This is a genomic window from Chryseobacterium proteolyticum (genome assembly GCF_046591535.1).
Classification (GTDB): Bacteria; Bacteroidota; Bacteroidia; order Flavobacteriales; family Weeksellaceae; genus Chryseobacterium; species Chryseobacterium proteolyticum.
This window is the reverse complement of sequence record NZ_JBJLWK010000003.1, coordinates 449,931-475,151: the sequence shown is the minus strand read 5'-3', so window position 1 is coordinate 475,151 and position 25,221 is coordinate 449,931. Positions and strand designations below refer to the sequence as shown.

Sequence of the window (25,221 nt, the reverse complement as noted above, 5' to 3'; positions counted from 1 at the left end):
TTCTAAGTTTTTGTTTCCTTTATATTTTAAGGGAATCTTACTCCTGAATAATTATTCGCATTTACCTGTGGTAAAGAAGAATTATACTTTGCATTAATTGATTTAATAAATTCATTCGCAACAATAGCATAACCTCTTCCTGTCAGGTGAACTCCATCAAGAGAAAAAGCCCCACCCGTTACAAACTTCGCAGTATATCTTACCCCGTCAAATGAAATTCCGGATTGGCTATTAAGTTCAACCATCTTTTTGTTGGCATCTACAAAAGCGTATCCTTTAGCATCTGCTGCTGCTTTAATCGTTACGTTATAAGCATCAATGGTTGTGTTTACATCAGTAACTTCTGTTGCCGTCAATACATATTTGTCAGCAAACGGATAAGCAATTCCTTTTGCACCAAGGCTAGCGGGAACCCCTGGAGGCAATGTTTGAAGTGTTCCAATCTCAGCTTTAGAAGTTAAAGGAACCAAATCTCCTGCTTTCGCCTGTCTTGCTTGTCCATAAGTAGCTCCTAAATATGTTGCTAAAGCAATCAGGGTTGGATTTCCGGATGCTAAAGCAGCACCTGTAATCTGAGCACCTAGATTTGGAAGGCTTTCGTCTACTATAAGCAATGGATTAGCTTCGGTTTTAGACAAAGGCTTTATTCTTCCGGCACCTCCTACTGCAGCCAAAATCTGACTCAATGGCCCGTATAAGTTTGTATTTAAATTATCTATTGTTGCATTTCCTACAGTAACATTACCACCACCTAGAACAGAAGCTGTTAAAGGGTTATAAGGAACAGTTGTTAAGGAAGGAATAGAAGTAACGCTAGGAATATTTGCGATAACACCTTTAGCATTTGTAGAGGCAATCTCATTAATTAATGCATTATAATATTGTGTAAACTGTGCCGGTGGTGTAAGGGTTTCAACCGTAGCATCTCCACCTGCAAGAGCATATAACAACGCATCATTATTTCCTATCCATAATGAAAAGAAAGTAGGCTTCTGTGCTTTAAAATCAGCAATTACAGATGTTGTAGGACTTGATGCAAATCTTACAAAATACGGATTAGCTGTTTTAGTAGCAATTCCTTGAATGTTACCATATCCAGGAGCCAGCAAATGAGCCACTTTTGCTCCCGGAACTCCCATGTTATTGAAAGGACCTGTCAAAATGGTATTCACAAGTGCTGTTGCTGTATTATTATTCGCATTTTTAATATCAGGAGAACCATTTACAAAACCACTAATGAATAATTTTGTATTGGCAATCTGAACAGGACCGGCTAAGGTATTTAACAGCAATCCACCATTATTATCCGGCATTAACGGTTGCTTGAAATCTCCTCCTCCAACAAGTTTCATTTGCTGAGCTATCATAGAAGGATAAGATTCATTTTGTCCATCTGAATAAAGAGCTCCATCTCTATAGCCTGATGTTAATGAATTACCCAATGCTACATATTTAGAAAAGTCTGCATTCCCTTTCGATACCTGGATATCTTTAACATCCGTATCAAAATCATTTTCGCAGCTCGTTGTAAATAAAAGCGCAGAGACAGCGATTGTAGAAATTATAATTTTTTTCATAGTCTTTCAATTAAAAAGGATTATAAGATAAACCTAGACCAAAATAAAACGCTCTGGCTTTTGCCTGCCCGTAGAATCCAAGATTCGCATTATTAACGTCTCTTGCCTGAGGCATTGCATATCCTCCAGCAATATCAACTCCAAATTGTTTCAACTTAAAGCCTACCCCTCCTGTTACTACATAAGTATTAAACGAAGGTGTTTCAGCTATAAAATTATTGTCAGAATAAGGAGATTCATCATAATAAGCTCCCAAACGTCCAAAAATCATATCGCTAAATGCATATTGCGTTCCTAACCTGAAGGTTTTTGAGTTTCTGAAGTTTTTTGGGGCAACAAGCACTGTAGGATCTGCTTGATTTCCAATAGGAGCATTAGCAAAATCCAATGTCAGTTTACTGTATCTTTCCCATCCATGATAGTTAAAATCAGCAGAAACCAACCATTTTGGTGTAATCTTATAGGTTAAACCTATTGTATATTCTTCCACTAAAGGAAGCGTTGCAGAGAAACCATCTTGTCCGTTGGCTCCTAATCCTAATAATGAGTAGATAGACTGTGATGGAAATTTAAATGTTGCTGTTCCATTCTTCGCTTTCATGTCCACCGGAGAACGGTATGCAATACTAACATCCAGTTTTTCTTCAGGTCTGAAATAGAAACCAAACCCGTATCCGTGTCCACTTGCTTTCTCGTCATTAATATTTACCTCACCTCCAAATTGAGTAATTGCTTTATCCCAGTCTACTTTTCCTCTTGCATATATATAACTCGCTCCAAAAGCTAACCACGGAGCCAGTTTTACTGAAACCATTGGCTGGAAGTAGAAACTTTTTAATTCTAATTTCTGAACCATTTCTCTCCCTTCCCAATCATTTGGCCATTGGATCGTACTACCAAAAGGTGTTGAAAAGCTGAAACCTACTGATAAATTCTCCAGCGGTTTATAAGCAATAGCCGCATAAATAGGTGTTCCAAGAGGATTATCAGTTTCTGTACTTTGTAAAGTATTTAAATTCTGAAAAGTAACTTTATTACTTGCTCCAAATCCTCCGGCAACTATACTCAGTTTAGAAGGAATGAATGACATACCCGCAGGATTAAAGAATGCCACACTTGCATCTTCAGCATGAGCACTAGTATGTGCCATTGCCAATTGCTTTACCCCTTGCAAAGAAACCCTGAAGCCTCCAGCGTAAGATAAAACACCCGCCAATAAAGCAGTTGATACTAATATTTTTTTCATAGACTATTATTATATAACCCAAATATAAAATTATTTTGCATAGGTCTGTTAATATTTCTTAATATTTTAAACATTATACGAAAAGAAAATTATGTTTAAAATAACACTTTAGGAAAAATTCACCGTAAAAGCATATATACTAGTACATTGGTAAAATCCAATGACAAAAAAGTGTTTTTTGTTTAATATCAAACAATGATGTTGACGAATATTTGAATTTTTTAGAATTACATAAAGATAAAAATATATAAATTTGCAAGATTAAATAATAGTTATATGAGTTGTGGATGTAAAACATCCGGCGATTCTGCGCATTCTTGCGGACCCAAGAAATCCGCGAATGGTTGTGAAAATGTAAATACCTGTGGTAATAGTTATAAATTAAGTGTTTTCGACTGGCTATCTAACATCAATAATCCCGCATCTAACAGGTGTGATTTTGTAGAAGTTAGATTTAAAAATGACAGAAAATCGTTTTATAAAAATGTAAATAATGTTCCATTACATATAGGTAGTGTAGTCACCGTAGAATCTAGTCCCGGACACGATGTTGGTGTGGTAAGTCTCACCGGCGAATTAGTGAAAATTCAGATGAAAAAGAAAAAATTTTCTGAAGAAAACTCACTAAAAATATACAGATTAGCCAATCAAAAAGATATTGAAGTTTGGCAGGAAGCTAGAAAAAAAGAAGACAGCGTAAAGATACAGGCAAGAAAGATTGCCCATAATCTGGGGCTTGAAATGAAAGTTACTGATGTAGAGTATCAGGGAGATGCCTCTAAGGTAACATTCTATTACACTGCAGATAATCGTATCGATTTCAGACAGTTAATAAAAGAATACGCCTCTACATTCCGGACAAAAATCGACATGAAACAGATCGGTTTCAGACAGGAAGCCGCAAAAATCGGAGGAATCGGGTCTTGTGGAAGAGAACTTTGCTGTTCGACATGGCTTACCGACTTCAGATCTGTAAATACCAACGTTGCGAGATATCAGCAATTAAGTATCAACCCGCAAAAACTTGCCGGGCAATGTGGTAAACTAAAGTGTTGTCTAAATTATGAATTAGACAGTTATCTTGATGCATTGAGTAATTTCCCTTCTTCGTCAACAACATTGGATACAGAAAAAGGAAGAGCTTTCTGTATTAAAATTGACGTTTTCAAGAAGAAAATGTGGTTTGCCTATGTGGATAGCTCTGTAGCATGGTATGATTTTGATATTGACCTTGTAAAACAGTTCATTTCTAAAAATAAAAGAGGAGAAAAAATACTCCCTCTTGAGGAACTTAAACAACCGGATATCCCGTTGCATAGCATTGATCTGATTCAGGAGAATAACGTGGATCGATTCGAAAAGAAAAATAAAGGATTCAACAAAAACAGAAACCAGAATCACAATAACCAGAACAGGCAAAATAACAATCAGGGACAAAGGAAAAACAAACCGGAGAGATCTGAGAAACCAGACCATACCAATTCTAATCATAACCCTAAACAGCCAAGGCCTCAGCAGCCAAAAGCTCAATTGGAGAAAGTAGAAGTGAGTAATTCCGGTCAGGAGAAAAAGCCTCAACAAAATCCAAACAAGAAAAAATTTAAAAAGAAATTTCCTCCAAAAAAAGATAACAATGCATAAAGTTTTAGGATTTTTATCCCTTATTCTTTTCTTGAGCTGTAATTCTCCGGGAGAACATGTCACGATGAATTCCATTGATAGTAAATGGAATAAGAAAAGTGAGCAGAAATTTAATCTTGAGATTTCGGATCCACAGAATCCTAAAAATATTATATTTGTTGTAAGAAACAATAACGATTATCCTTATAGCAATATAAGGTTTATCGTTAATTTCACCAATCTTCAAAACAAGAAAAAGGAGACGGATACGTTGAATTATATTCTTACAAAGCCAAATGGAGAATGGCTTGGAACAGGTTTTGGAGACACGAAGGAAACGCTTTTCCAGTATAAATTAAATTACAGGTTTCCACAAAAAGGAAAATATGAAATTGGATTGATACAAGCGATGAGAAATGATTTCCTTCCGGGGATTGAAGATATTGGAGTAAAAATAGAAACGGCTAAACCGTAATCATAAATGGAAGAAAACAAAAAAAACACAGGAAGTAAGGGAAAGACGTTTCCGCTTCCTCCCAAAAAGAATAATAAAAATACCTCCTGGAAAAAGTGGGTTAGATTTATTTGGCTTGGACTTATTGTAGTTGTTTTGGGAATTTCAGGAACTTTCTTTGCTGTTTCACAAGGTTTTCTTGGTGAAATGCCGGATGTTGAAGAACTGGAAAACCCTGACATTTATGTTGCTTCTCAGATTTTTTCTGCAGATGGTGTTCTTTTAGGCAAATTTGAAAAAGAAAAAACCCAACCTATTACCTATAAGGATCTTCCTCCTTTTCTTGTGTATGCATTACAAGCTAAAGAGGATGAGCGTTTTAAAGAACACTCCGGAATTGATCTACAATCAATTGCCAGAGCAGTTGTTTATGGAGGAGGCAGAGGAGGTGGCTCCACCATTACCCAGCAGCTTGCAAAGTTACTCTTCACAGGGGGAGCTTCACAAAACAAGTTTGCAAGAGCTTTCCAAAAGCTAAAAGAATGGGTTGTGGCAGTAAGCCTTGAAAGAAGATATACCAAAGAAGAAATTGTAACGCTTTATTTCAACAAGTTTGACTTTTTATACAATGCAAACGGAATTGAAATGGCTTCAAAAATCTATTTTAACAAAAGCACCAATCAGCTTACATTACCTGAAGCAGCTATGTTTGTTGCCATGCTAGAAAATCCGGTAAAAAACAATCCTATGCGTAATGAGACAAGAGCGAAGGCAAGAAGAGATGTTGTTTTGGAGCAGATGCAGAAAACAGGTTATATTGATGAGGATACTTACAACAAAGCGGTAGCAACGCCTATTACTTTAGACTATCATCCGATCAAAAACATCAATGATGACTACTCTGCTTACTATAAGTTTTATCTGAAAAAAGAGATCGATAGTTATCTTAAAGATCACGAAAAAGAAACCGGTAAAAAATTAAACCTTTATAAAGACGGACTTAAAATATATGTTACGCTTGACTCTAAAATGCAAAAATATGCGGAAGAGGCAATTAAAGAACATTTGACAGACCTTCAAAAAAGATTTGATGCAGAACAAAGAGGCAGAAAAAACAGACCTTTTTATTACTTAACGGATAAGCAGATCAACAGTGTAATGGTTCAGGCTATGAAAAGAACGGGACGTTACAAATTGCTTAAAGCAGCCGGAGTATCTGAAGATTCAATCCTTATGGAATTCCATAAACCGATAAAAACATCACGCTTTACATGGAATGGAGAGGAAGAAGTTGAAATGTCTCCTTGGGACTCTATCAGATATCATAAGCAGATTGCCCAGGCAGGTTTGATGTCTATGGTTCCTGGAACCGGTGAGATTAAAGCATGGGTTGGAGGAATCGACTGGCAGCATTTCCAGTACGACCATATCAAACAAGGTAAAAGACAGGTAGGCTCCACATTCAAACCTTTCGTATATGCAACTGCTATCATGAAGCTTGGAATGACACCTTGTTCAGCTGTTTCAAACGGAACCTACGACCATAATGGATGGCATGTTCCTGGCAGAGGCGGAATGCTGACGTTAAAAGATGCTTTAGCGCACTCTCAAAACCCAGTTGCAGCACGTCTCATAGAAATGACCGGAGTAGATGCTGTAATACAGACTGCAAGAGATCTAGGAGTAACTGAGGAAATTCCAAGAAACAATACAATTGCATTAGGTTCATCTGACATCACGATTTACGAAATGCTTGGTGCTTACAGTACTTTCGCCAACTATGGTAACTATAATAAACCTGAAATGATCTGGAGGATAGAAGATGCCAACAGCAGGGTTATCAAAGAAGTAAATGTAGATCCAAAAGAGGTAATGAATCCTCGTTATGCCTACACCATGATTGAATTGATGAAAGGGGTAGCCCAATTTGGTACCGCTTCCGGAGAACTTTCAAGAAGGGGTATCTCAAAAGCGGTGGAAATTGCCGCCAAAACCGGTACTACACAGAACAACTCCGATGGTTGGTTTATGGGAATAACTCCTAAGCTAGCAACAGGTGCCTGGGTAGGATGGGAAGACAGAGCAACTCACTTCTTTGGAACAGGTGAAGGACAAGGAGCAAGAATGGCATTGCCGATCTGGGCGATATTTATGAAAAAAGTCTGGGCAGATAAAAGTTTAGGCATTACTCCAGATGACAAGTTTGTGAAACCATCAGATTGGAAAGACGGATGTTCTGATCTCAAAGGATTGAGTGGAGGTTATGGTGATGAGGGAGGACTTCAGACAATCGATCAAATTAAAAATCCTAGGCCTGTAGATCCTACACCAAAAAGCAATACAACGAAGAAAGAAGAGAACGTCAATGAAAACCTCAATAAGAGTGAAGAAATTGATTTTAATAAATAAATTCTCTTTTACAAATACACGAGACCTTTCAATCTGTTTGAAAGGTCTTTTTTTATTGTTGTATCTTTGATTCATGAATATTAAAGAGATCAAACAGCCTTTTATAAAGAAGTTTCCCGGAGACTTTTCAGGAAATCCAATGCAGAGAGCAACGCCTAAAGTTTTGTTCTCAACGGTTAGTCCTGCCGGGTTTGATAATCCGGAATTAATTATTTTCAATGAAAAACTTTCTGAAGAAATCGGTCTAGGAAAATTTGAAGAGAACGATCTGGATTTTCTTGTTGGAAACAATTTACCTCCTAATATTCAACCTTACGCTACGGCATATGCCGGGCATCAATTTGGAAACTGGGCCGGACAGCTTGGAGACGGGAGAGCTATACTCGCTGGGGAAATAATCAGTGACTCCGGGAAAAAAAATGAAATTCAATGGAAGGGTCCTGGAGCCACTCCGTATTCAAGACATGCAGATGGAAGAGCTGTATTAAGGTCCTCAGTCAGGGAATACCTGATGAGTGAGGCTATGTATCACCTTGGTGTTCCGACTACAAGGGCATTAAGCCTATGTTTTACAGGAGAAGATGTCATAAGAGATATGATGTACAACGGGAATCCTCAAAAAGAAAAAGGAGCGATAATTATTAGGACTGCGGAAAGTTTTCTACGGTTTGGACATTACGAGCTCATTTCTGCTCAGGCAGAATACAAAACCTTACAGGATCTCGTTGACTTTACTATTCTCAATTATTTTCCTGAAATCACTTCATCGGATTCTGAAAAATATAAAGATTTCTTTAAAAGCATCTGCACAAGAACGGCTGATCTGATGACAGAATGGTTCAGAGTGGGGTTTGTACATGGAGTTATGAATACAGATAATATGTCTGTGCTTGGGCTTACCATTGACTATGGTCCCTACTCTATGATGGATGAGTATGATCTGAATTTCACTCCCAATACCACTGATTTGCCAGGAAGAAGATATGCATTCGGAAAGCAGGGGCAAATCTCACAATGGAATTTATGGCAGTTGGCAAATGCGCTTCATCCATTAATTAAGGATGAAAAATTTTTAGAAAATACCCTCAATAATTATGGTAATTATTTCTGGGAAGCTCACGACAAAATGCTTTGCAGAAAATTTGGATTCGATCAGCTATTAGATGGTGACGAAGAGTTTTTCAGCAACTGGCAGGGATTGATGCAGGAATTAGAATTTGATCACACCTTGTTTTTTAATCAGTTGGAAAAACTCAAAGAGGGAGATGACCTGAAAGAGTTGTTTGAAAATGTATCTTATACCTTCCTAAATGATGATCTTTTGAATAAGCTTAAACACTTTATTCAAAAATACAAAGAAAGAATTTCAAAAAATAAAATTACAAAGGAAGCCTCTCTCAACCTGATGCAAAAAGCTAATCCAAAATTCATCCTTAGAAATTATCTCTTGTACCAATGCATTGAAGAAATTAATGAAGGGAAGAAAGATTTATTAAAAAAAATTAACACATGCCCTCGAAAATCCTTATCAGGAAATTTATCCTGAATTTTCCGTAAAAAGGCCTGTTGATTATGATGATATTTCCGGATGTTCCACGCTGTCTTGCAGTTCGTAAGTTCATAATAATAAGCAAGATAAGTGATATCTATTAAAAAAAAATGTTTAATTTTGAGTATAACTATAAAATTACATTATGAAAAAGACTTTACTATCTTTAATATTATTAACAAGCGTGATGGGTACTGCTCAAACCGTCTTGTTAGATGAAGGCTTCGAATCTTACACGAATTTTGCCATTACAAATATCGGAAGTTGGCTGACTTTAGATTTAGATGGTAGAAATACTTACACAGGAGGTGGGCCTGTAGTAGGAGGCAGTACCGTACCAACCTGGACTGCTAATTGGACAAATGCCGGTGGTGCTATGGCATTTCAGATTTTTAACCTTTCAGCAAGTAATGCCACAAACAATCTGACTTCAGTACCAGGAGTGGATGAAGAAATAAGAAATTTCACTCCACATGGTGGACAAAAAACAGCTGTATCCTGGGCCGCAGTGCCGGCTGCTGGTGTAAATGCAAATAACGACTGGCTTATTTCTCCAGCTGTAACATTAGGAGCAGGTGGCAATCAATTAAGCCTTTGGGTAAAAGCTCTATCTCCTGCCTTTACAGAAAACTATAAAATAGGAGTATATGTCGGTAACGGCACACCTACGTCAGCTGCGAACTTTACAATAATATCTGGTGCAACTCCATTAACAGCCCCTTATGCGGCATGGCAGCAAGTTACGCAAAGTTTGGATGCTTATAGTGGTCAAACAATCAGGATTGGTATCCAATATATGTCCTCAGATCAATATATGTTTATGTTAGATGACGTTAAAATTACCACAGGCACTCTTTCAACATCCGAAAATTCTGCTAAAGTTAGAACAGGCATTTATCCCAACCCTACAAAAGGAGAAGTTGAAATCAGAACAGACAAAAAAATAAAGTCAATATCTGTTTTTGATGTTTCAGGAAAATCAGTTTTAAAAATGGCTTCGGTAAAAGCAGATCTTTCTTCACTCCCTAAAGGAAATTATTTGATGCAGATCGAATTTAACGATGGGACATCATCCTCAGAAAAAGTCATCAAAGAATAATTGATTTTTACACATACAAACAAAACTCACCGGAATTGGTGAGTTTTTTATTTTACTTTTGCAAAAACTTTAAACAGGTGAATTTCAAAACGAAACTAATCCATTTTTTTAAACTCATATTTCCTTCTTCGCTCACTGAGCTGTGGGTCTTTCTTTTCTTTCTTTCTCTGTATGGAATACTGGGATCTTACATTGCTATTAATTACACCATCATTTTTGATAACAGAATACCCTGGGATGCTTATTTCAGTTTTGACAATCGTTCAATTGTGATGACCGGTGGTAGTTTTGAAAGACATCCTCTATCCTACTACTTTTTTAACTGGATAAGAGAGTTTGCTTTTCTAATCTCGAACGGAAAAACGGATGTTACCTTTAGGTTAGTTCTGGCATGGTTTAGCATAACCACGGTAAGTCTAGCTATATTACAAGTATTTAAATATTTAAAAAACATCATCAGAATACCATTGATGATCAACCTTATTATTATTCTTTTTTTCGGGCTTTTCTCAACAAGCATCCTGCTTTCTTTCACTCCGGAAAACTTTACTTATACATTTTTTCTTCTTTGTCTTTATAACCATTATGCAGCCATTAAACTTAAAAAAGTAGAGAAAATATCTGGTCTGGCTCTTGTTTTCGCTGGAGTTTCCGTGGGTGGACTTACTGTTACCAACATTTTTAAGGTTTTCATTCCTGTCTTATTCGAAAAAGACCTGTTTACAAAATGGAAGAAATTTGGAAATGCTGCACTAAGAGTTGCAATTACTTGTATTTGCTTTATACTGCTATACCTAAACCGGATAGACTTTAAATATAAAAATATCTTCAATAAGACGAACGAACAATATGAAAAGTTCTCTAATGTAAAGTCTACACCAACCTGGGACATGATTCTTTCGTATTTTTTTGGTGGCAATATTCTTTTTTCCAATTTTATCATTCGTGATAAACATAATATGAAAGGCTTTCATTTCAAAGGCCTTATTATGGATGTTTATTCTTCGTGGGTTCCTTACGTATTTATTGCCCTTTTATTGAGTCTTATATTTTGGAGTTATTTCAGAAATTTCAAAAATAAACTGGTACAAGTTGTAATGATCTCTTTTGTTGTAGATATTGTTATACACTGCATTATGAGATTCGGATTACATACGTCTTACATCTATGGCGGTCACTTTGTTTTTGTCTATCCGATACTTCTAGGCTGGTTGTTCTACTCTTATCGGTCTTCTCCGAAAGCACTCTCATTCCTGACACTTACATTGGGAATATTATTGGTTTATCTGGGAGTTAATAACTACCTTAGGATGACAGAATTTTTCTGGTTCTTAGATTCTTATTATCAATAAAAAAGCTGAGAAGAAAATCTTCTCAGCTTTTATTTTTTATCATATAGCTTATATTATTTAGCCTCTGCACAAAATATTCTGTACTGTACTGCAACAGCAGATTTAAAGTATTCTCTGATCTTAGAAAGGTCTGAAGAAGCACTTTGTTTCGTGAAATAACTTCCTGCTAAAATCTTATAATTAGGTCTCAAAGACGCATCGGTTTCCACCTTTAGATTAGGAAATCTTTTTCTGAAATACGACTTGATCTCATTCGCTTCATCGTTACTTTTCACAGTTGTAATCTGAATTTTGTACCCTAAAATTCTTGGGTTTTTTCTACAGATTTCCGCATTGGTCAATTCCCTATTCGGAACATATATTTTTGTAGGTCTGGTGTAAGTTTCGTCACTACTATCCCGGGGTGTTGTAGTGGTTACAACTCTTGAACATTTGTCTTCGAGACTCTCTAAAGCATCTTTTACCTTAGGATCCATTGACATTACTAGTTCGGTTCCGGACAATGTATCCTTCTTTACAACCTGCTGGGCTTCAATCTCATAAAATCCAAAAAAGGATAGTACCGACAATATTTTGATTAAATTTTTCATTTAAACTTGTTTGCGCAAATTTATACAAATTAAAAAATTATACCAAACTGAGTTATTTAGAATCAATACAAATTAAACGTAAATGATATTTTCCCCTTTCTATATGCCGTTAAATTCCTGTTAAAAATATTATTTTTGCGGGATTGATTGAATGTTCAATATTTTACTAACATAAGATAATTTAAATGATTAGTTGGAGAAAGCATTATAAACAAACGTTGATCGCAATAGGCTTATTGCTATCAACCAGTGCTTCATTTTACGGGCAAGACGGCGATCCTAAAAACGGTGAGAAACTTTTCAAAGCGAATTGTACTGCATGTCACGCTCTGGATAAACAAGTGATAGGACCTCCTTTGAAAGGAGTTGTAGAACGAGTAAAGACAGAGGGTGGTGTAGACAGAGATTGGCTTCACAAGTGGATCAAGGATAACAAAGCTCTGAGAGCTTCTGGAGACAAATACGCCAATGAGATTTTTGAAAAATATAATAAAACTGAGATGCTTCAGTTTCCTAATCTTACAGAGAAGGATATCGATGACATCTTAGCTTTTACAACTAATCCTCCGGCTCCGGAAGAGAAAAAACCGGAAGCGGGAGCAGCCACTGCAACAGATGCTACCGCAACTGCAGCAACCGACAAAACAACAACAAACGTTGTTATCATTTCACTTTTAGCAATTGCAGCCTTACTGGTATGGATCTTACTTAAACTAAGACAATTAGTTAAATTAGGACAGTCAGAAGACTTAGCAGGGCTTAATGAAACGAGAGTTCGTTCATTCAGTGAAATCTATAAAAAATACCATTATATAGGTAAAGGAGCTTTGGTTATTTTAGCGATCCTTGCAACCTATGGAATCTGGAACTGGTTAATGTGGATCGGTGTTTACAAAGGATACAAGCCTGAACAACCTATCTACTTCTCTCACAAAATTCACGCTGGAGAACAAAAAATTGACTGTCAGCTATGTCACTCAAGTGCTAAATATGGTAAAGTTTCTGAAATTCCTTCTATGAACGTTTGTATGAACTGTCACAGAACAATTTCCGAATACAATGCAGATCACTATATGGAGCCAGGAAAAGACAAAGCGTTCTATGACGGTGAAATCCAAAAGATTTATCAGCATACAGGTTGGGATCCTGCAAAACAACAGTATACAGGAAAAACTGAACCAGTAGAATGGACAAGAATCCACAACATGCCGGATTTCGTGTACTTCAATCACTCTCAGCACGTTGTAGCGGGTGAGCAGGCAATCATCAATTCTTTCAACAAAAAGAATCCGAATAACAAAATCGATGTTGTTTGTAAAGCTTGTCACGGAAAAATAGACACAATGAATGTTGTTCAGATGGCTAATGACTTCACTATGGGATGGTGTATCGAGTGTCACAGAACTACTGAGGTTGATATGAACAACGGTTATAATAAAGAATACTTCAAGAATCTACATGACAAGTTGAAAAAACAATACCCTAAAGATGGTGGTAAGATTACTGTAGATGCAATTGGAGGTCTTGAGTGTGGTAAATGTCATTATTAATAACTAAAAATTAGAAGTATAAATGGCTTCAAACAAAATACAATTTAGAAGTATTCATGAACTTAAAGACCCGGCTTTAAATAATAAGCTGGCTCAAAAAGAGTTTCAGGAAGAAATTCCGGTAGAAGATTTCCTTGGAGATGCTGAACAGAACGGATCAAGTACTTCAAGAAGAGATTTCTTAAAATTATTAGGATTTTCTACTGCAGCAGTAACACTTGCTGCTTGTGAAGCTCCGGTAATTAAAACGATTCCTTACGTGGTAAAACCTCATGATATCATTCCTGGGGTTCCTAACTACTACGCTTCAACATATTTTGATGGTTTCGATTTCGCTAGTGTTTTAGTAAAGACACGTGAAGGAAGACCTATTAAAATTGATCCAAACCCGGCTGCAGGAGAATTAGGTAAAACGAATGCAAGAGCTCAGGCAAGTGTACTTTCTCTTTATGATAATGATAAAGTAAAACAACCTAAGCTTGACGGTAAAGACGAAACTTTCGATAAAGTAGATGATTTTGTTCTTAAAGGTTTGGCGGAAGCACAGTCAGCAGGCAAAAAGATTGTTCTTTTATCTCAGTCTTTTGCTTCACCAACTTTCAAAAAGTTGTTCGCTGAATTCAAAGCTAAATATCCTACAGCAGAACTTGTAACTTATGATGCTTTCCCTTACTCCGCAGCATTAGATGCAGCACAGGAAGTATTCGGACAAAGAGCATTACCGGTTTACGATCTTAAAGGTTCTGAATTAGTAGTTTCTTTCCAGGCTGATTTCTTAGGAGATTACAATGCCTCAAGTTTAGAAACTTCTTATGCAGAAGCAAGAAAACCGGGAGCAAACATGTTGAGACACATTCAGGTGGAATCCAACATGTCTCTTACAGGTGCAAATGCTGACTCAAGATACAGACTAAAGCCTAGTGCAGTAAATAAAACATTAGTTGAAGTTTACAATGCAATCGTAGGTGGAGGTGCTGCTTCTGATAAAATTGCTGCTGAGATCGTAAAAGAGCTTCAGGCAAAAGGAAGCAAAGCTGTCGTATTTGCGGACGGATCTAAAGGTGCACAGGTTTTAGCACACTTAATTAACCAAAAATTAGGTTCGGTTGCCTTCACCGGTAAAGCGAACTTCTTAAAAGAATTTGATAAAGCAAGATACCAGGAATTCTTAGGATGGGTAAATGCAGGACAGGTTGGAGTATTGATTACAAACAATGTAGATCCTATCTATTCTCATCCAAAAGGAGAAGATTTCAAAAAATCTTTAACAAAAGTTCCTTACGTAATTGCTGTTGCAGATAAGAAAAATGAAATGTATAAAGCAGCGAAAGCTGTTATTCCGGTAGCCAACTGGTTAGAGTCTTGGGGAGATATGGAGCCTCAGACAGGAGTTTATACATTAATGCAGCCTACTATCCAGAAAATTTACAAATCAAGACAGATTGAAGAATCATTATTGGTTTGGAAAAATGGTAAGAACAATGCTGCCAATAACTACTATGATTACTTAAAAGCTAGTGCTTCTTCTATATTAGGAGGTACCTCTTTCAACAAAGCTTTGTATAACGGTATCGTTCCTTCCAGTAATGCAACGACATTATCTTATGCAGGAGGAAATGCTGCTCAGGCACTTGCTGAATTAGGTAACTTTAAAGCTTCCGATCTTGAATTAGTACTTTATACTAAGACTTCTATCGGAGATGGTACTCAGGCTAACAACCCTTGGCTGCAAGAATTACCGGATCCGTTAACAAGAATGTCTTGGGATAACTACTTAACTATTTCTCCTAAAGATGCAGACAGATTAGGTATAAAAAATGATCTGAATGCCAGAATGCAGTTGGATGGTTCTATTGTAAACCTTACGGTAAACGGAGTTGTAATAAAAGATGTTCCTGTATTCATTCAACCAGGTCAGGCAGACGGATCAGTAGGTTTAGCACTTGGATATGGTAAAAAGAATTCCGGAGCAACGGCTGATACAGGAGTAAATGCTTATCCTTTATTTGACGGTTCTAATTTAGTTGTTTCTAATGCTAAAATAGAAAAAACAGGTGAAGAGCATGAGTTTGCGGGTATCCAGCTTCAGAACACCCTAATGGGTCGTTATGAAATCGCTAAAGAAGTTCCTTTAACAGAATATCTGAATGTCGCTTTTGATGACGAGCACAAAGGATGGAACAAGCCTTTGGAATACCACACGATCAGTGGAGCTCTTCCAGCAAGAAAAATAGACCTTTGGGACGCTTTCGATGACACTGATGGTCCTCACTTCAACTTATCTATTGACTTAAACTCTTGTACTGGTTGTGGAGCATGTATCATTGCCTGCCAGGCAGAAAACAACGTTCCTGTTGTAGGTAAAGAAGAGATCAGAATGTCCAGAGATATGTACTGGTTAAGAATCGATCGTTACTATTCTGCTAAAGAAAAGATCGAAACTAAAGAAGGTATTGAAAGAGGATTAAATGTTCCTAATCTATATGACATCTTAATCGAACCGAATGAAAGTCCGGATGTGATTTTCCAACCGGTAATGTGTCAGCACTGTAACCACGCTCCATGTGAAACAGTATGTCCGGTAGCGGCTACTTCTCATGGTAAGCAAGGTCAAAACCACATGGCTTACAACAGATGTATTGGTACAAGATATTGTGCAAACAACTGTCCATATAAAGTAAGACGTTTCAACTGGTTTACATATAACCTGAACGATCGTTTCGATTTCAATATGAATAACGATCTTGGAAGAATGGTACTAAACCCTGACGTTGTGGTAAGAACAAGAGGGGTTATGGAGAAATGTTCAATGTGTATCCAGCAGACTCAGGCTACAATCTTAACTGCAAAAAGAGAGAACAGAAAAGTAACAGACAGCGAGTTTAAAAATTCTTGTGCTTGTGCTGCTGCTTGTTCTACCGGAGCAATGACGTTTGGAGACATGAACGATAAAGAATCTGAAGTAAGAGAATTATACTCAAGCAACAGAAGATATTATTTACTGGAAGAGATCGGAACCAAGCCAAATGTGTTCTATCACACTAAAGTAAGAAACAGAGTAGAAAAATAAAGTTTAAATAATAAATAGGTAAAAAATGTCAGGACATTACGAAGCTCCGATAAGGGAACCTCTAATTATTGGTCACAAAACTTATCACGATATCACAGAAGATATTGCACGACCTATCGAAGAAAGAGCAGGTAAATTATGGTGGATATCACTATATGCAGCCCTAGTTCTATTCATCTATGGATTCGGGTGTATCGCTTATACTATCGGAACAGGTATTGGAGCATGGGGGCTTAACAGAACTATTAACTGGGGTTGGGATATCACCAACTTCGTATGGTGGGTAGGTATTGGTCACGCCGGAACCCTAATCTCAGCGGTATTATTATTATTTAGACAGCGTTGGAGAATGTCTGTAAACCGTTCAGCTGAAGCGATGACGATCTTCGCTGTTGTACAGGCAGCTATCTTCCCTGTAATTCACATGGGTAGAGTTTGGGTAGGATATTGGGTATTCCCTCTTCCAAACCAATTCGGTTCTCTTTGGGGGAACTTTAACTCTCCTCTACTTTGGGACGTATTTGCGATCTCTACGTATTTCTCAGTATCTACAGTTTTCTGGTTCATGGGACTGATCCCTGACTTTGCAATGATCAGAGATAGAGCTAAAACTCCTTGGACTAGAAAAATCTATACATTCCTAGCATTCGGTTGGGGTGGTAAAGCAAAACACTGGCAAAGATTTGAAGAATTATCTTTGGTTTTAGCAGGTTTGGCAACTCCACTTGTATTCTCAGTACACACTACCGTATCCTTTGACTTCGCAACTTCAGTTATTAAAGGATGGCACTCTACGATCTATCCTCCGTACTTCGTTGCCGGTGCGATTTTCTCAGGATTTGCAATGGTACAAACACTATTGTTAATTGCCAGAAAAGTTTGTCACCTTGAAGATTACATCACTATGTATCACATTGAAATTATGAACATCGTAATTGTGGTAACAGGTGGTATGGTAACTGTAGCTTACGCAACTGAATATTTCATAGGATGGTACTCAGGATCAAGATTTGAAGATTTTACGTATCTTTCTCCAGGTGCAGCAACAGGTCCTTATTGGTGGGCTTTCTGGTCACTAATTATCTGTAACCTTGTTATTCCGGCTTCTTTCTGGTTCAAAAGAGCAAGAACGAACATTATCTGGACTTTCATTGTAGCACTAATTATCAACATCGGTATGTGGTTTGAGCGTTTCGATATCATCGTAATCAACCTTTCAAGAGATTACTTGCCAGGTTCATGGACGATGTTTAAACCAACCATTATTGACGTAGGTGTATATTTAGGAACAATCGGATTCTTCTCTGTACTATTCTTATTATACGCAAGAACATTCCCTGTAATTGCACAGGCTGAATTAAAATCGATTTTGAAAATCTCAGGTGAAACTTATAAAGCAAAAGAAGGAGATGAGCACCACTAAAATTGTATACGGACTTTATGCTGATGACGACGATTTAATGAACGGCGTTAAAGCATTCAACGATAAAGGAATAAAAATCAACGAGGTTTATACTCCATTTCCGGTTCACGGACTAGATAAAGCTTTAGGTCTGAAGAAGACAAGAATTTCTGATGCTGCTTTTATCTATGCTTGTTATGGTGTTACGATCGGTGCAACTGTAACCTGGTATGTAATGAATCATGACTGGCCTCAGAATATCGGTGGTAAACCAGCTTTTGACTGGGGACACAACATGCCGGCATTCGTAGTTCCGATGTTTGAATTAATGGTATTCTGTGCTGCTCACATGATGTCACTTACTTTCTTGGTAAGAAACAAGATGTATCCTGGAGCTCCGGCACAAAATCCGGATCCGAGAACTACAGATGACAAATTCATGATGGAATTTGTAACTGAAGATGTAGAATCTGTAAAACAGCTACTTATTGAGACTGGAGTTGAAGAAATAACTGTTAAAGACGCTTAAAATGAAAAAGAATGTATTAAGAATTACTGCAATCTTAGGTTTAACAACAGTTTTACTTAATTCTTGCGGACCGAAAGAAAATGCACCTCTGGTATATTTCCCGGATATGTATTTCCCGGTAGCATATGATCCATTGATGAAGGCTAAAGATGCTTATTCAGATCATGACAATGAAATTCCAGCGTTTGTTAAAAATAGCTATGCAACAGGACTTGCTCCAGTAGAAGGGAGTGTTGCTCAAAATAAAGACGGAATTTTTGAAGAAGGATTACTTCCTAAAAATGCAGATGAATATAATGCAGGATATGATGCATCAAAAAAGTTGACGACTTCTCCTCTAAATCCAGCTAATGCAGCTAAAGATATAGAAAGAGGAAAAATGTTGTTCGACCATACTTGTGCGGCATGTCACGGAACAGGAGGTGATGGACAAGGACCAATCGTACAAAGCGGTGCTTTCTCAGGTGTACCTAACTATGCTGATAGAGAAATTACTGTTGGATCTGTTCATTATGTATTAACAAACGGTAGAAATGCGATGGGGTCTTATGCAGGACAATTGAATGCAGGAGACAGATGGAGAGTAGCAATGTATGTGATGAGTGCTTTCAAAAAAGGAGCAGCAGCACCTGCGGCAGCTACAGCTACAGCAGCGGCACCAGCAACTGAAACGACTACCGAAACTAAAAAATAAGAAAAGAAATGTATACTTTTTCACCAAAATTAAAATCAATTTCTATAATACTGCTTGTTGTAGGTTTAGTTCTATTTGGTATTGGTTTTTTCTTGAATAAAGGAATCAGCACAGAGAAAATTGAACAGATGATGGAAGCTGTTCATGCTTCAGGTCACAATGCTCCTACACATTCAAGTGAAATGGTAGGACCTCAGGACCACGCTGCCCATTTGGAACACGCAGAATTGCAGGTTCACAACCAGCCGTTGGCATCACTACACTTTGTAGCTGTATTTTTCTTCGGAGTAAGTTGTGCAGTATTATTTTTCTACTGTATTCAGCATGCAGCTCACGCAGGTTGGCCAATTATCATTACAAGAGTAATGGAAGCTATTGCTTCTTATATTCCATACGGGGGAGCTATTTTGATCATCCTTATGCTATTAAACATTTCTCACAATGGTCACCTTTTCCATTGGATGGATCCGGAGTTAACAAACCCTGATTCTCCGCACTTTGATGTGATCTTATTCGAGAAAAAAAGATTCTTAAATATCCCTTTCTATGCGTTCAGAACGTTCTTGTATGTAATCGGAGCATCATTCTTCGCATGGAAATTAAAAGCTGTTTCAAAGAAAGTAGATGAAACTAAATCAAGAATCGACTACCAAATGCTTTACAGATGGGCAGTAGGATATATTGTATTCTTTGGATTCTGTTCAGCTGCATGGGCTTGGGATTGGTTGATGTCTATTGACCCTCACTGGTATTCTACAATGTATATCTGGTATTCTATGGTTAGCTGCCTGTCTAGTGGTATTGCAGTAATCATCCTAATCAGTGTATACCTTAAGAAGAACGGTTTCTTACCACAGTTCAATGATAACCACTTACACGATCTTGGAGTATTCCTTTTCGCAACAAGTATGCTTTGGACATATACATGGTTTGCACAGTTCATGCTTTACTGGTATGCCAACGTACCGGAAGAGGTTAATTACTTCTTTGGAAGATTCCAACACTACTCACCTACTTTCCTTCCAATGTTGATCATTAACTTCTTATTACCTTTATTGGTATTAGTAAGCAGCAGTATCAAGAGAAACTATAAAGTAGTTACTACAATGGCAGTAGTTGTAATCCTTGGACACATTCTAGATTACTTCAATATGGTAATGCCGGGAACAGTAGGACCATACTGGAATACTCCTGAAGTATTCATCCTGATCTTAGGATCTATCCTATTCATTGTTGGGTTATTTATGTTTACTGTAATGACTGCATTATCTAAACTTAAATTGATTCCTACAGGAAACCCATTCTTACATGAATCTGAAATTTATGAGTATCCTTTCTAAGGACTTGTAACAAAATAAAAACTATAAAAGACTGATTATTAAATAATCAGTCTTTTTTTATGATTATAATTGATGTATCAGGCAACTATTTTCAAAATCCGGTGTCTTTATATATGAATACAAACCATTAAACAGCTTTTATTATGAAGGAAAATTATGTATTACAGATCATATTCCTGCTCATCTTTAGTTTCATGCATTCACAGACGATAACTTTTGTTTCTGAAAAGGACAATAGACCCTTGCCAAAAGTATCTGTCTTTGGAAAAGATGGAAGCATCCTAGCCTATTCAGATATTGATGGTAAAATAGACAAAAAAGCATTGGATCCCTCTCAGGAAAAATTTCAATTGGTTTACGACAATTTTTCCGTAGCAACACTATCCTACACAGAAATTGACCACGACATTATAAAACTCAATGATCGGATAAAGGAAATTGAGACAGTCGTGATCAAAAATAATAAACCGGCTAAATACATTTTCATCAAAGGAAATTTCAACTCTTATGTTACGGTTAATAATAAGCTTAATGCATATGCGGATGGAATAATTACCTATATTTTTGACAATAAAAGTAAAAAGCTGAAAAGTACAAATGTTCAGCAGTACAGAATCTATCGTCTGGAAGATCCTAAAAATGAAAAAAAAACAAACTTCATCATGGGATTATGGGAACTCGCTGAATCTTCCTAAGCTTAAGCACTTGGGAAATCCAGAAGATTATAAAACAAAAATTACTGAAATAAAAGAATTAAAAGGAGACAGGAAAGACCAGATCGAAATTTCCGGCGGTGTTTTACAGGAGAAAGAATTCGCATTTCTTGGATTCCGGTTTTATGATATCAGGACAATCCTTAATCTCACATTTGAAAAGGGATCATCAAAAGGTTTAAGAGATTTTCTAGAATACAATGAGCGCACCTTTGTTAAATTAAAACATAAAAGTGAGCCAGATTACAATCAAATCATAGTGTATTCTAATTTCTATCCAACCGAATTCAGCTTCGAAAATGATAACGATACCAATAAAGTAAGATTTGATAAAGATAACAGCAATTACAAAATATCTTTTTGGCAGGACGCCTCATTTCCAAATATGCAAAGCATTTTCAGCTCATTCTTTAAAGGAGATCTAAAAGAACAGCCTAACAAATACAACCCATAGAACAGGATGATTTGATACTAAAATCAGCTAAAATGAAGAAGAAATAAAAAATAAAAATTTCTATTCATAAAGGTTTTACTAAATTTGTATCAAACTCAATTAAAATGAAAAAGTTTTCTCTTCTACTTATTTTTAGTTTATTGCTTTTTACAGCATGCAAGAAAGATCATGTAGATGCTACGAGTACAAAAACTTTACAGTCAAGTATCAATGACATGGCTTCAAGTCTGTCTACCATTAAACAAATCAAGTTTAATGAGGCGCTTTATATCCTTAAAACCTTTGGTGTAGATGCTGATGGTGACATCAATGAGGTAAAAGCTCTTGGTAAGTTGATCGACGGAAAAAAAAGTTCCTGAAATTATGGCAATGGCAGATGAAGTTGCTCAAAAAAATAATATCGAATGGGCAAGTACCGCTCCTCCGTCATTAGGAGAAATGAATATCTTCGGTGACGAAAAAGCAAAAGAGACAGATCCCAATGATGTAAAAGCAAATTCATTAAGTATTATAACGAGACCATCAGCTGACGATGGAAACGGAGCCACTGCTATACAAATTATCCCAAAGCTTGTGGATAACGCCGGTAATCCTGTTACTTTTACAGGAGCTGGATTAGAAACAACCCTGGAAGTTTTCAGTAATGGAGTAAAGCTCTCTACCGCTAAAAATCTAATGACTGATAACAACTTTAAAGGTTTCAATTTAAAGTTTTCATCTCTTCTCGCTTCAAAAGTTGTGGACAATAAAATAGATATCACGGTGTCTGTTAAGACAACTGCAAAAACATTCAAAATGTCTAAAATAGGACTTGAAGTTAACCCTTCAGCTTTGAAAGTTCCGGCTCCTCCTAAAACAGATTCTACAGTAGTAAATCAGGATCCTAATGCTGTAATTGATCCAAATAATCCTACAGGAACAGCACCTGTTTCTACAGATCCGTCTGCATCAACATCTCCGGCAACTCCTAAACAACCTGCTGCAGATCCAAAAAATACAGTAAGTAAATTCTTAAATAATGTAAGTTCACAAAACCTTAAAGCTGCTTTTGATGCTTCAAACAATCCAAGTTGGGGAAGCTATGAATCATTTTCAAATCCTACTTCCGGATTTGGATCTGTAAAAAATGTAAGTGTAAAAAACATTACAACCAATGCTACAAACGCAAACAGCTCTAGTGTGAATGCAACTTATGATGTTACCGATAAGAATGGAAAAACCACTTCTCTAAAAGTAACTTTCGGACTTAAAAATGTAAATGGTGACTGGAAAATTTCCAGCTACAAAATAAACCCATAAATGGCCTCAAAGGAATTAATTAAGCAACTGGAAAATACTATTGAAAATGTTCCTGACTTTCCTATTCCGGGAATACAGTTTAAAGACATTTCACCAATTTTTCTAAATCCAAAGTTATATGAAGACGTTATTGAAGATCTTGTGAAATTCAGTAAAGGAAAAATAGATGCTGTTTGTGGAATTGAAAGCCGTGGTTATCTTTTCGGGATTGCTATTGCTGTAGCCCTTGAAGTTCCATTTATCCTGATCAGGAAAAAAGGAAAGCTACCCCCTCCTATTGTTTCTGAAAAATATAATCTGGAATATGGAAGTGCAGAAATTGAAACACGTGAAGGTCAGATCAAAAAAGGACAGCGAGTCCTCATCCATGATGATTTGCTTGCAACAGGTGGTACAACAGAAGCAGCAGCAAAATTGGTAGAGAAACAAGGTGCAACAGTAGCCCAGTTCAGCTTTTTATCTGTTTTGAAAGATTTAAAAGGCGATGAAAAACTACGTAAATTCAATGCGGAAATCTATCATATATTAGAATACTAAAATATCATACTGTCAGAATCAAAAACCTGTAATGGAAAACCTGAGAGCACATTTCGAAGAAATAATTGATTTGACTGATGATGAATTTGCTTACATTCTTTCTCACTTTACAATAAAAAAATTAAAAAAACATCAGTTCCTCATTCAAAAAGACGATTCTGTTAATCACACATATTGGGTGAAAAAAGGATTATTGAAAGCTTCCTATACTGATGAAAAAGAAAAGGAACACATTATACAGTTTGCGATGGAAAATTGGTGGATCACAGATTATCAAGCTTATTTCACACATACAAAAGCCATATTTAACGTAGACTGCCTCGAAAATACAGAGCTCCTTTGTTTATCTTATGAAAACCGGGAAAAACTGTGTAAAGAAATGCAAAAAGTAGAGCATTTTTTCAGAAAAAAAGCCAACAGTGGATTTGTTGCTCTTCAAAAACGAATGATTTCGCTTTTATCCGATAATATAAAGGAGCGTTATGAAGTTCTCCTTGCACAATACCCTAATCTTTTTCAAAGGGTTTCGAAAACAATAATTGCCTCTTACATTGGAGTTTCAAGAGAATCCCTAAGTCGTCTGGGTTCTAAATAGTGAGATTCGTCACAAAATATTTGTGAGAATCATCCTTTTACATTTCACCATATACATCCATTTTTGTACTAAAGTTTACTAAAAAATAGATGTTATTATGTACAAATTAAAAAAAAATAGTTTTCTTATGTTTGTTTATAACAAACGTGGTGGCTTATAGTCAGGAAACAACCAGCAAAGTTCAGATGAGTATCTTTGCCGAAAATCCACAACAATGGACCGGAATTGCCATTTCCAAAACTAATCGTGTTTTTGTCAATTTCCCAAGATGGTCTCCAGAAACACCAGTTTCTGTTGCAGAAATTGTTGACGGAAAGACTATCCCTTTTCCTGACCCACACTGGAACAATTGGACAGAAAATACATCAAACAATAATCAGTTTATTTGTGTTCAAAGTATGTATGTAGATAGTAAAGACTTACTTTGGGTTTTGGATACAGGCTACGAGCTTTTGACCGATACAACAAAAGGCGCCCGCCTATTTTGCTTTGATCTTAAAAATAATACCCTCATCCACAATTACTTTTTACCTGCCGAGAAAATAACAAGCAAAGCTTACTTAAATGATTTTAGAATAGACCATAAAAATCACATTGCTTATTTTACAGATTCACAGGTCGGTGGTATTGTCATGTTCGATTTAAACACCACCGAAGTACGAAGAGTTCTTGTCAATCATTACTCTACCTTAACCGAAGTAGATAAGATTATAATAGAAGGTTACGAAAGGAAACACCCGGTGCATTCGGACGGAATAGAACTTGATGCACCGAGCGGATATTTATATTTTTGCTCATTGATGGGTAAAAATGTCTACAGGATACCGGTTGCATATTTATTAGATAAAAATATTTCTGATACCGAATTGGGAACAAAGGTGGAAAAGTATGCGCAAACCGGAGCTAATGATGGGATTATATTCAACAAGAAAGGAGAACTTTTTCTAAGTAGTTTAGAGAAAAATGCAATCAGTAAAATAAATAAACAAGGTGTTTTTACCGAAATAATAAAAGATGATGCTATAAAATGGCCTGATTCATTTGCTTTTGACACCCAAGGGAATCTCTACTTTACAACTTCTCAAATACACTTACCTAAAGAAAAAAGAAGCAGTTACAAAATATTTAAATTGAAGTTTTAA

The 25,221-nt window shown here is 36.6% G+C and carries 20 protein-coding genes and 1 pseudogene; 18 read left to right on the top strand and 3 right to left on the bottom strand.

The window, feature by feature from the left end; genetic code table 11:
- Positions 1-26 precede the first annotated feature (26 nt).
- Both ACJ5H0_RS13195 and ACJ5H0_RS13190 read right to left on the bottom strand, forming a co-directional pair.
- Positions 27-1,577, bottom strand: coding sequence for an SGNH/GDSL hydrolase family protein (locus tag ACJ5H0_RS13195; RefSeq protein WP_273650367.1), 1,551 nt, complete (start codon positions 1,575-1,577; stop codon positions 27-29).
- A gap of 10 nt (positions 1,578-1,587) precedes the next feature.
- Positions 1,588-2,823 carry an OmpP1/FadL family transporter gene (locus tag ACJ5H0_RS13190; RefSeq protein WP_172282038.1) on the bottom strand — a complete coding sequence of 412 codons (1,236 nt, stop codon included), beginning with the start codon at positions 2,821-2,823 and terminating at the stop codon, positions 1,588-1,590.
- 276 nt (positions 2,824-3,099) lie between these two features.
- Here ACJ5H0_RS13190 and ACJ5H0_RS13185 point away from each other — a divergent pair, with 276 nt between their 5' ends.
- From ACJ5H0_RS13185 to ACJ5H0_RS13160, 6 genes are all read left to right on the top strand, one after another.
- Entirely contained in the window at positions 3,100-4,464 is a 1,365-nt protein-coding gene (locus ACJ5H0_RS13185) for a PSP1 domain-containing protein (RefSeq protein ID WP_411249878.1), read from the top strand.
- A complete protein-coding gene (locus tag ACJ5H0_RS13180) occupies positions 4,457-4,918 on the top strand; it encodes a gliding motility lipoprotein GldH (RefSeq protein WP_273650365.1) in 462 nt (153 codons plus the stop codon). The genes ACJ5H0_RS13185 and ACJ5H0_RS13180 overlap by 8 nt, the downstream gene beginning before the upstream one ends.
- Before the next feature lie 6 nt (positions 4,919-4,924).
- Positions 4,925-7,306: a transglycosylase domain-containing protein gene (locus ACJ5H0_RS13175; protein ID WP_345991016.1), complete on the top strand. Its 2,382-nt coding sequence runs from the start codon at positions 4,925-4,927 to the stop codon at positions 7,304-7,306.
- Positions 7,307-7,379: 73 nt separating this feature from the next.
- The gene (locus ACJ5H0_RS13170; RefSeq protein ID WP_411249877.1) at positions 7,380-8,852 is read left to right on the top strand and encodes a protein adenylyltransferase SelO; all 1,473 of its coding nucleotides are present in this window, start codon (positions 7,380-7,382) and stop codon (positions 8,850-8,852) included.
- Positions 8,853-9,000: 148 nt separating this feature from the next.
- A complete protein-coding gene (locus ACJ5H0_RS13165; protein ID WP_411249876.1) occupies positions 9,001-9,954 on the top strand; it encodes a T9SS type A sorting domain-containing protein in 954 nt (317 codons plus the stop codon).
- A 77-nt stretch (positions 9,955-10,031) separates the two neighbouring features.
- A complete protein-coding gene (locus tag ACJ5H0_RS13160; RefSeq protein WP_411249875.1) occupies positions 10,032-11,306 on the top strand; it encodes a DUF6080 domain-containing protein in 1,275 nt (424 codons plus the stop codon).
- A 53-nt stretch (positions 11,307-11,359) separates the two neighbouring features.
- On the opposite strand, the gene ACJ5H0_RS13155 is transcribed toward ACJ5H0_RS13160, so the two are convergent.
- On the bottom strand, positions 11,360-11,896 hold the full coding sequence (locus ACJ5H0_RS13155) for an SPOR domain-containing protein (RefSeq protein WP_172282024.1): 537 nt from the start codon (positions 11,894-11,896) through the stop codon (positions 11,360-11,362).
- Between the two features lie 185 nt (positions 11,897-12,081).
- On the opposite strand from ACJ5H0_RS13155, the gene ACJ5H0_RS13150 reads away from it, so the two are divergent.
- The 12 genes and pseudogenes from ACJ5H0_RS13150 (at position 12,082) to ACJ5H0_RS13095 (ending at position 25,221) form a co-directional block, all read left to right on the top strand.
- Positions 12,082-13,446: a c-type cytochrome gene (locus ACJ5H0_RS13150; RefSeq protein ID WP_172282022.1), complete on the top strand. Its 1,365-nt coding sequence runs from the start codon at positions 12,082-12,084 to the stop codon at positions 13,444-13,446.
- A 22-nt stretch (positions 13,447-13,468) separates the two neighbouring features.
- The gene (locus ACJ5H0_RS13145; protein WP_411249874.1) at positions 13,469-16,516 is read left to right on the top strand and encodes a TAT-variant-translocated molybdopterin oxidoreductase; all 3,048 of its coding nucleotides are present in this window, start codon (positions 13,469-13,471) and stop codon (positions 16,514-16,516) included.
- A gap of 25 nt (positions 16,517-16,541) precedes the next feature.
- Complete coding sequence (nrfD, locus tag ACJ5H0_RS13140) at positions 16,542-17,939, top strand: NrfD/PsrC family molybdoenzyme membrane anchor subunit (protein ID WP_172282012.1); 1,398 nt, start codon at positions 16,542-16,544, stop codon at positions 17,937-17,939.
- Positions 17,926-18,447 carry a DUF3341 domain-containing protein gene (locus tag ACJ5H0_RS13135; RefSeq protein WP_122546000.1) on the top strand — a complete coding sequence of 174 codons (522 nt, stop codon included), beginning with the start codon at positions 17,926-17,928 and terminating at the stop codon, positions 18,445-18,447. The genes nrfD and ACJ5H0_RS13135 overlap by 14 nt, the downstream gene beginning before the upstream one ends.
- A 1-nt stretch (position 18,448) precedes the next feature.
- Positions 18,449-19,141 carry a c-type cytochrome gene (locus ACJ5H0_RS13130; RefSeq protein WP_172282010.1) on the top strand — a complete coding sequence of 231 codons (693 nt, stop codon included), beginning with the start codon at positions 18,449-18,451 and terminating at the stop codon, positions 19,139-19,141.
- Positions 19,142-19,149: 8 nt separating this feature from the next.
- Positions 19,150-20,481 (top strand): quinol:cytochrome C oxidoreductase, encoded by a 1,332-nt coding sequence (locus tag ACJ5H0_RS13125; RefSeq protein ID WP_172282008.1) that lies wholly within the window; start codon positions 19,150-19,152, stop codon positions 20,479-20,481.
- A 143-nt stretch (positions 20,482-20,624) separates the two neighbouring features.
- Complete coding sequence (locus tag ACJ5H0_RS13120) at positions 20,625-21,176, top strand: hypothetical protein (RefSeq protein WP_411249873.1); 552 nt, start codon at positions 20,625-20,627, stop codon at positions 21,174-21,176.
- Positions 21,121-21,648, top strand: a complete 528-nt coding sequence (locus ACJ5H0_RS13115; RefSeq protein WP_411249872.1) for a hypothetical protein — start codon at positions 21,121-21,123, stop codon at positions 21,646-21,648. The genes ACJ5H0_RS13120 and ACJ5H0_RS13115 overlap by 56 nt, the downstream gene beginning before the upstream one ends.
- A gap of 104 nt (positions 21,649-21,752) precedes the next feature.
- Positions 21,753-22,947 (top strand): annotated as a pseudogene (locus tag ACJ5H0_RS13110) (hypothetical protein).
- Positions 22,948-23,484, top strand: a complete 537-nt coding sequence (locus ACJ5H0_RS13105; protein ID WP_411249871.1) for an adenine phosphoribosyltransferase — start codon at positions 22,948-22,950, stop codon at positions 23,482-23,484.
- Between the two features lie 31 nt (positions 23,485-23,515).
- Complete coding sequence (locus tag ACJ5H0_RS13100) at positions 23,516-24,079, top strand: Crp/Fnr family transcriptional regulator (protein WP_411249870.1); 564 nt, start codon at positions 23,516-23,518, stop codon at positions 24,077-24,079.
- Between the two features lie 131 nt (positions 24,080-24,210).
- Positions 24,211-25,221, top strand: coding sequence for an SMP-30/gluconolactonase/LRE family protein (locus ACJ5H0_RS13095; RefSeq protein ID WP_411249869.1), 1,011 nt, complete (start codon positions 24,211-24,213; stop codon positions 25,219-25,221).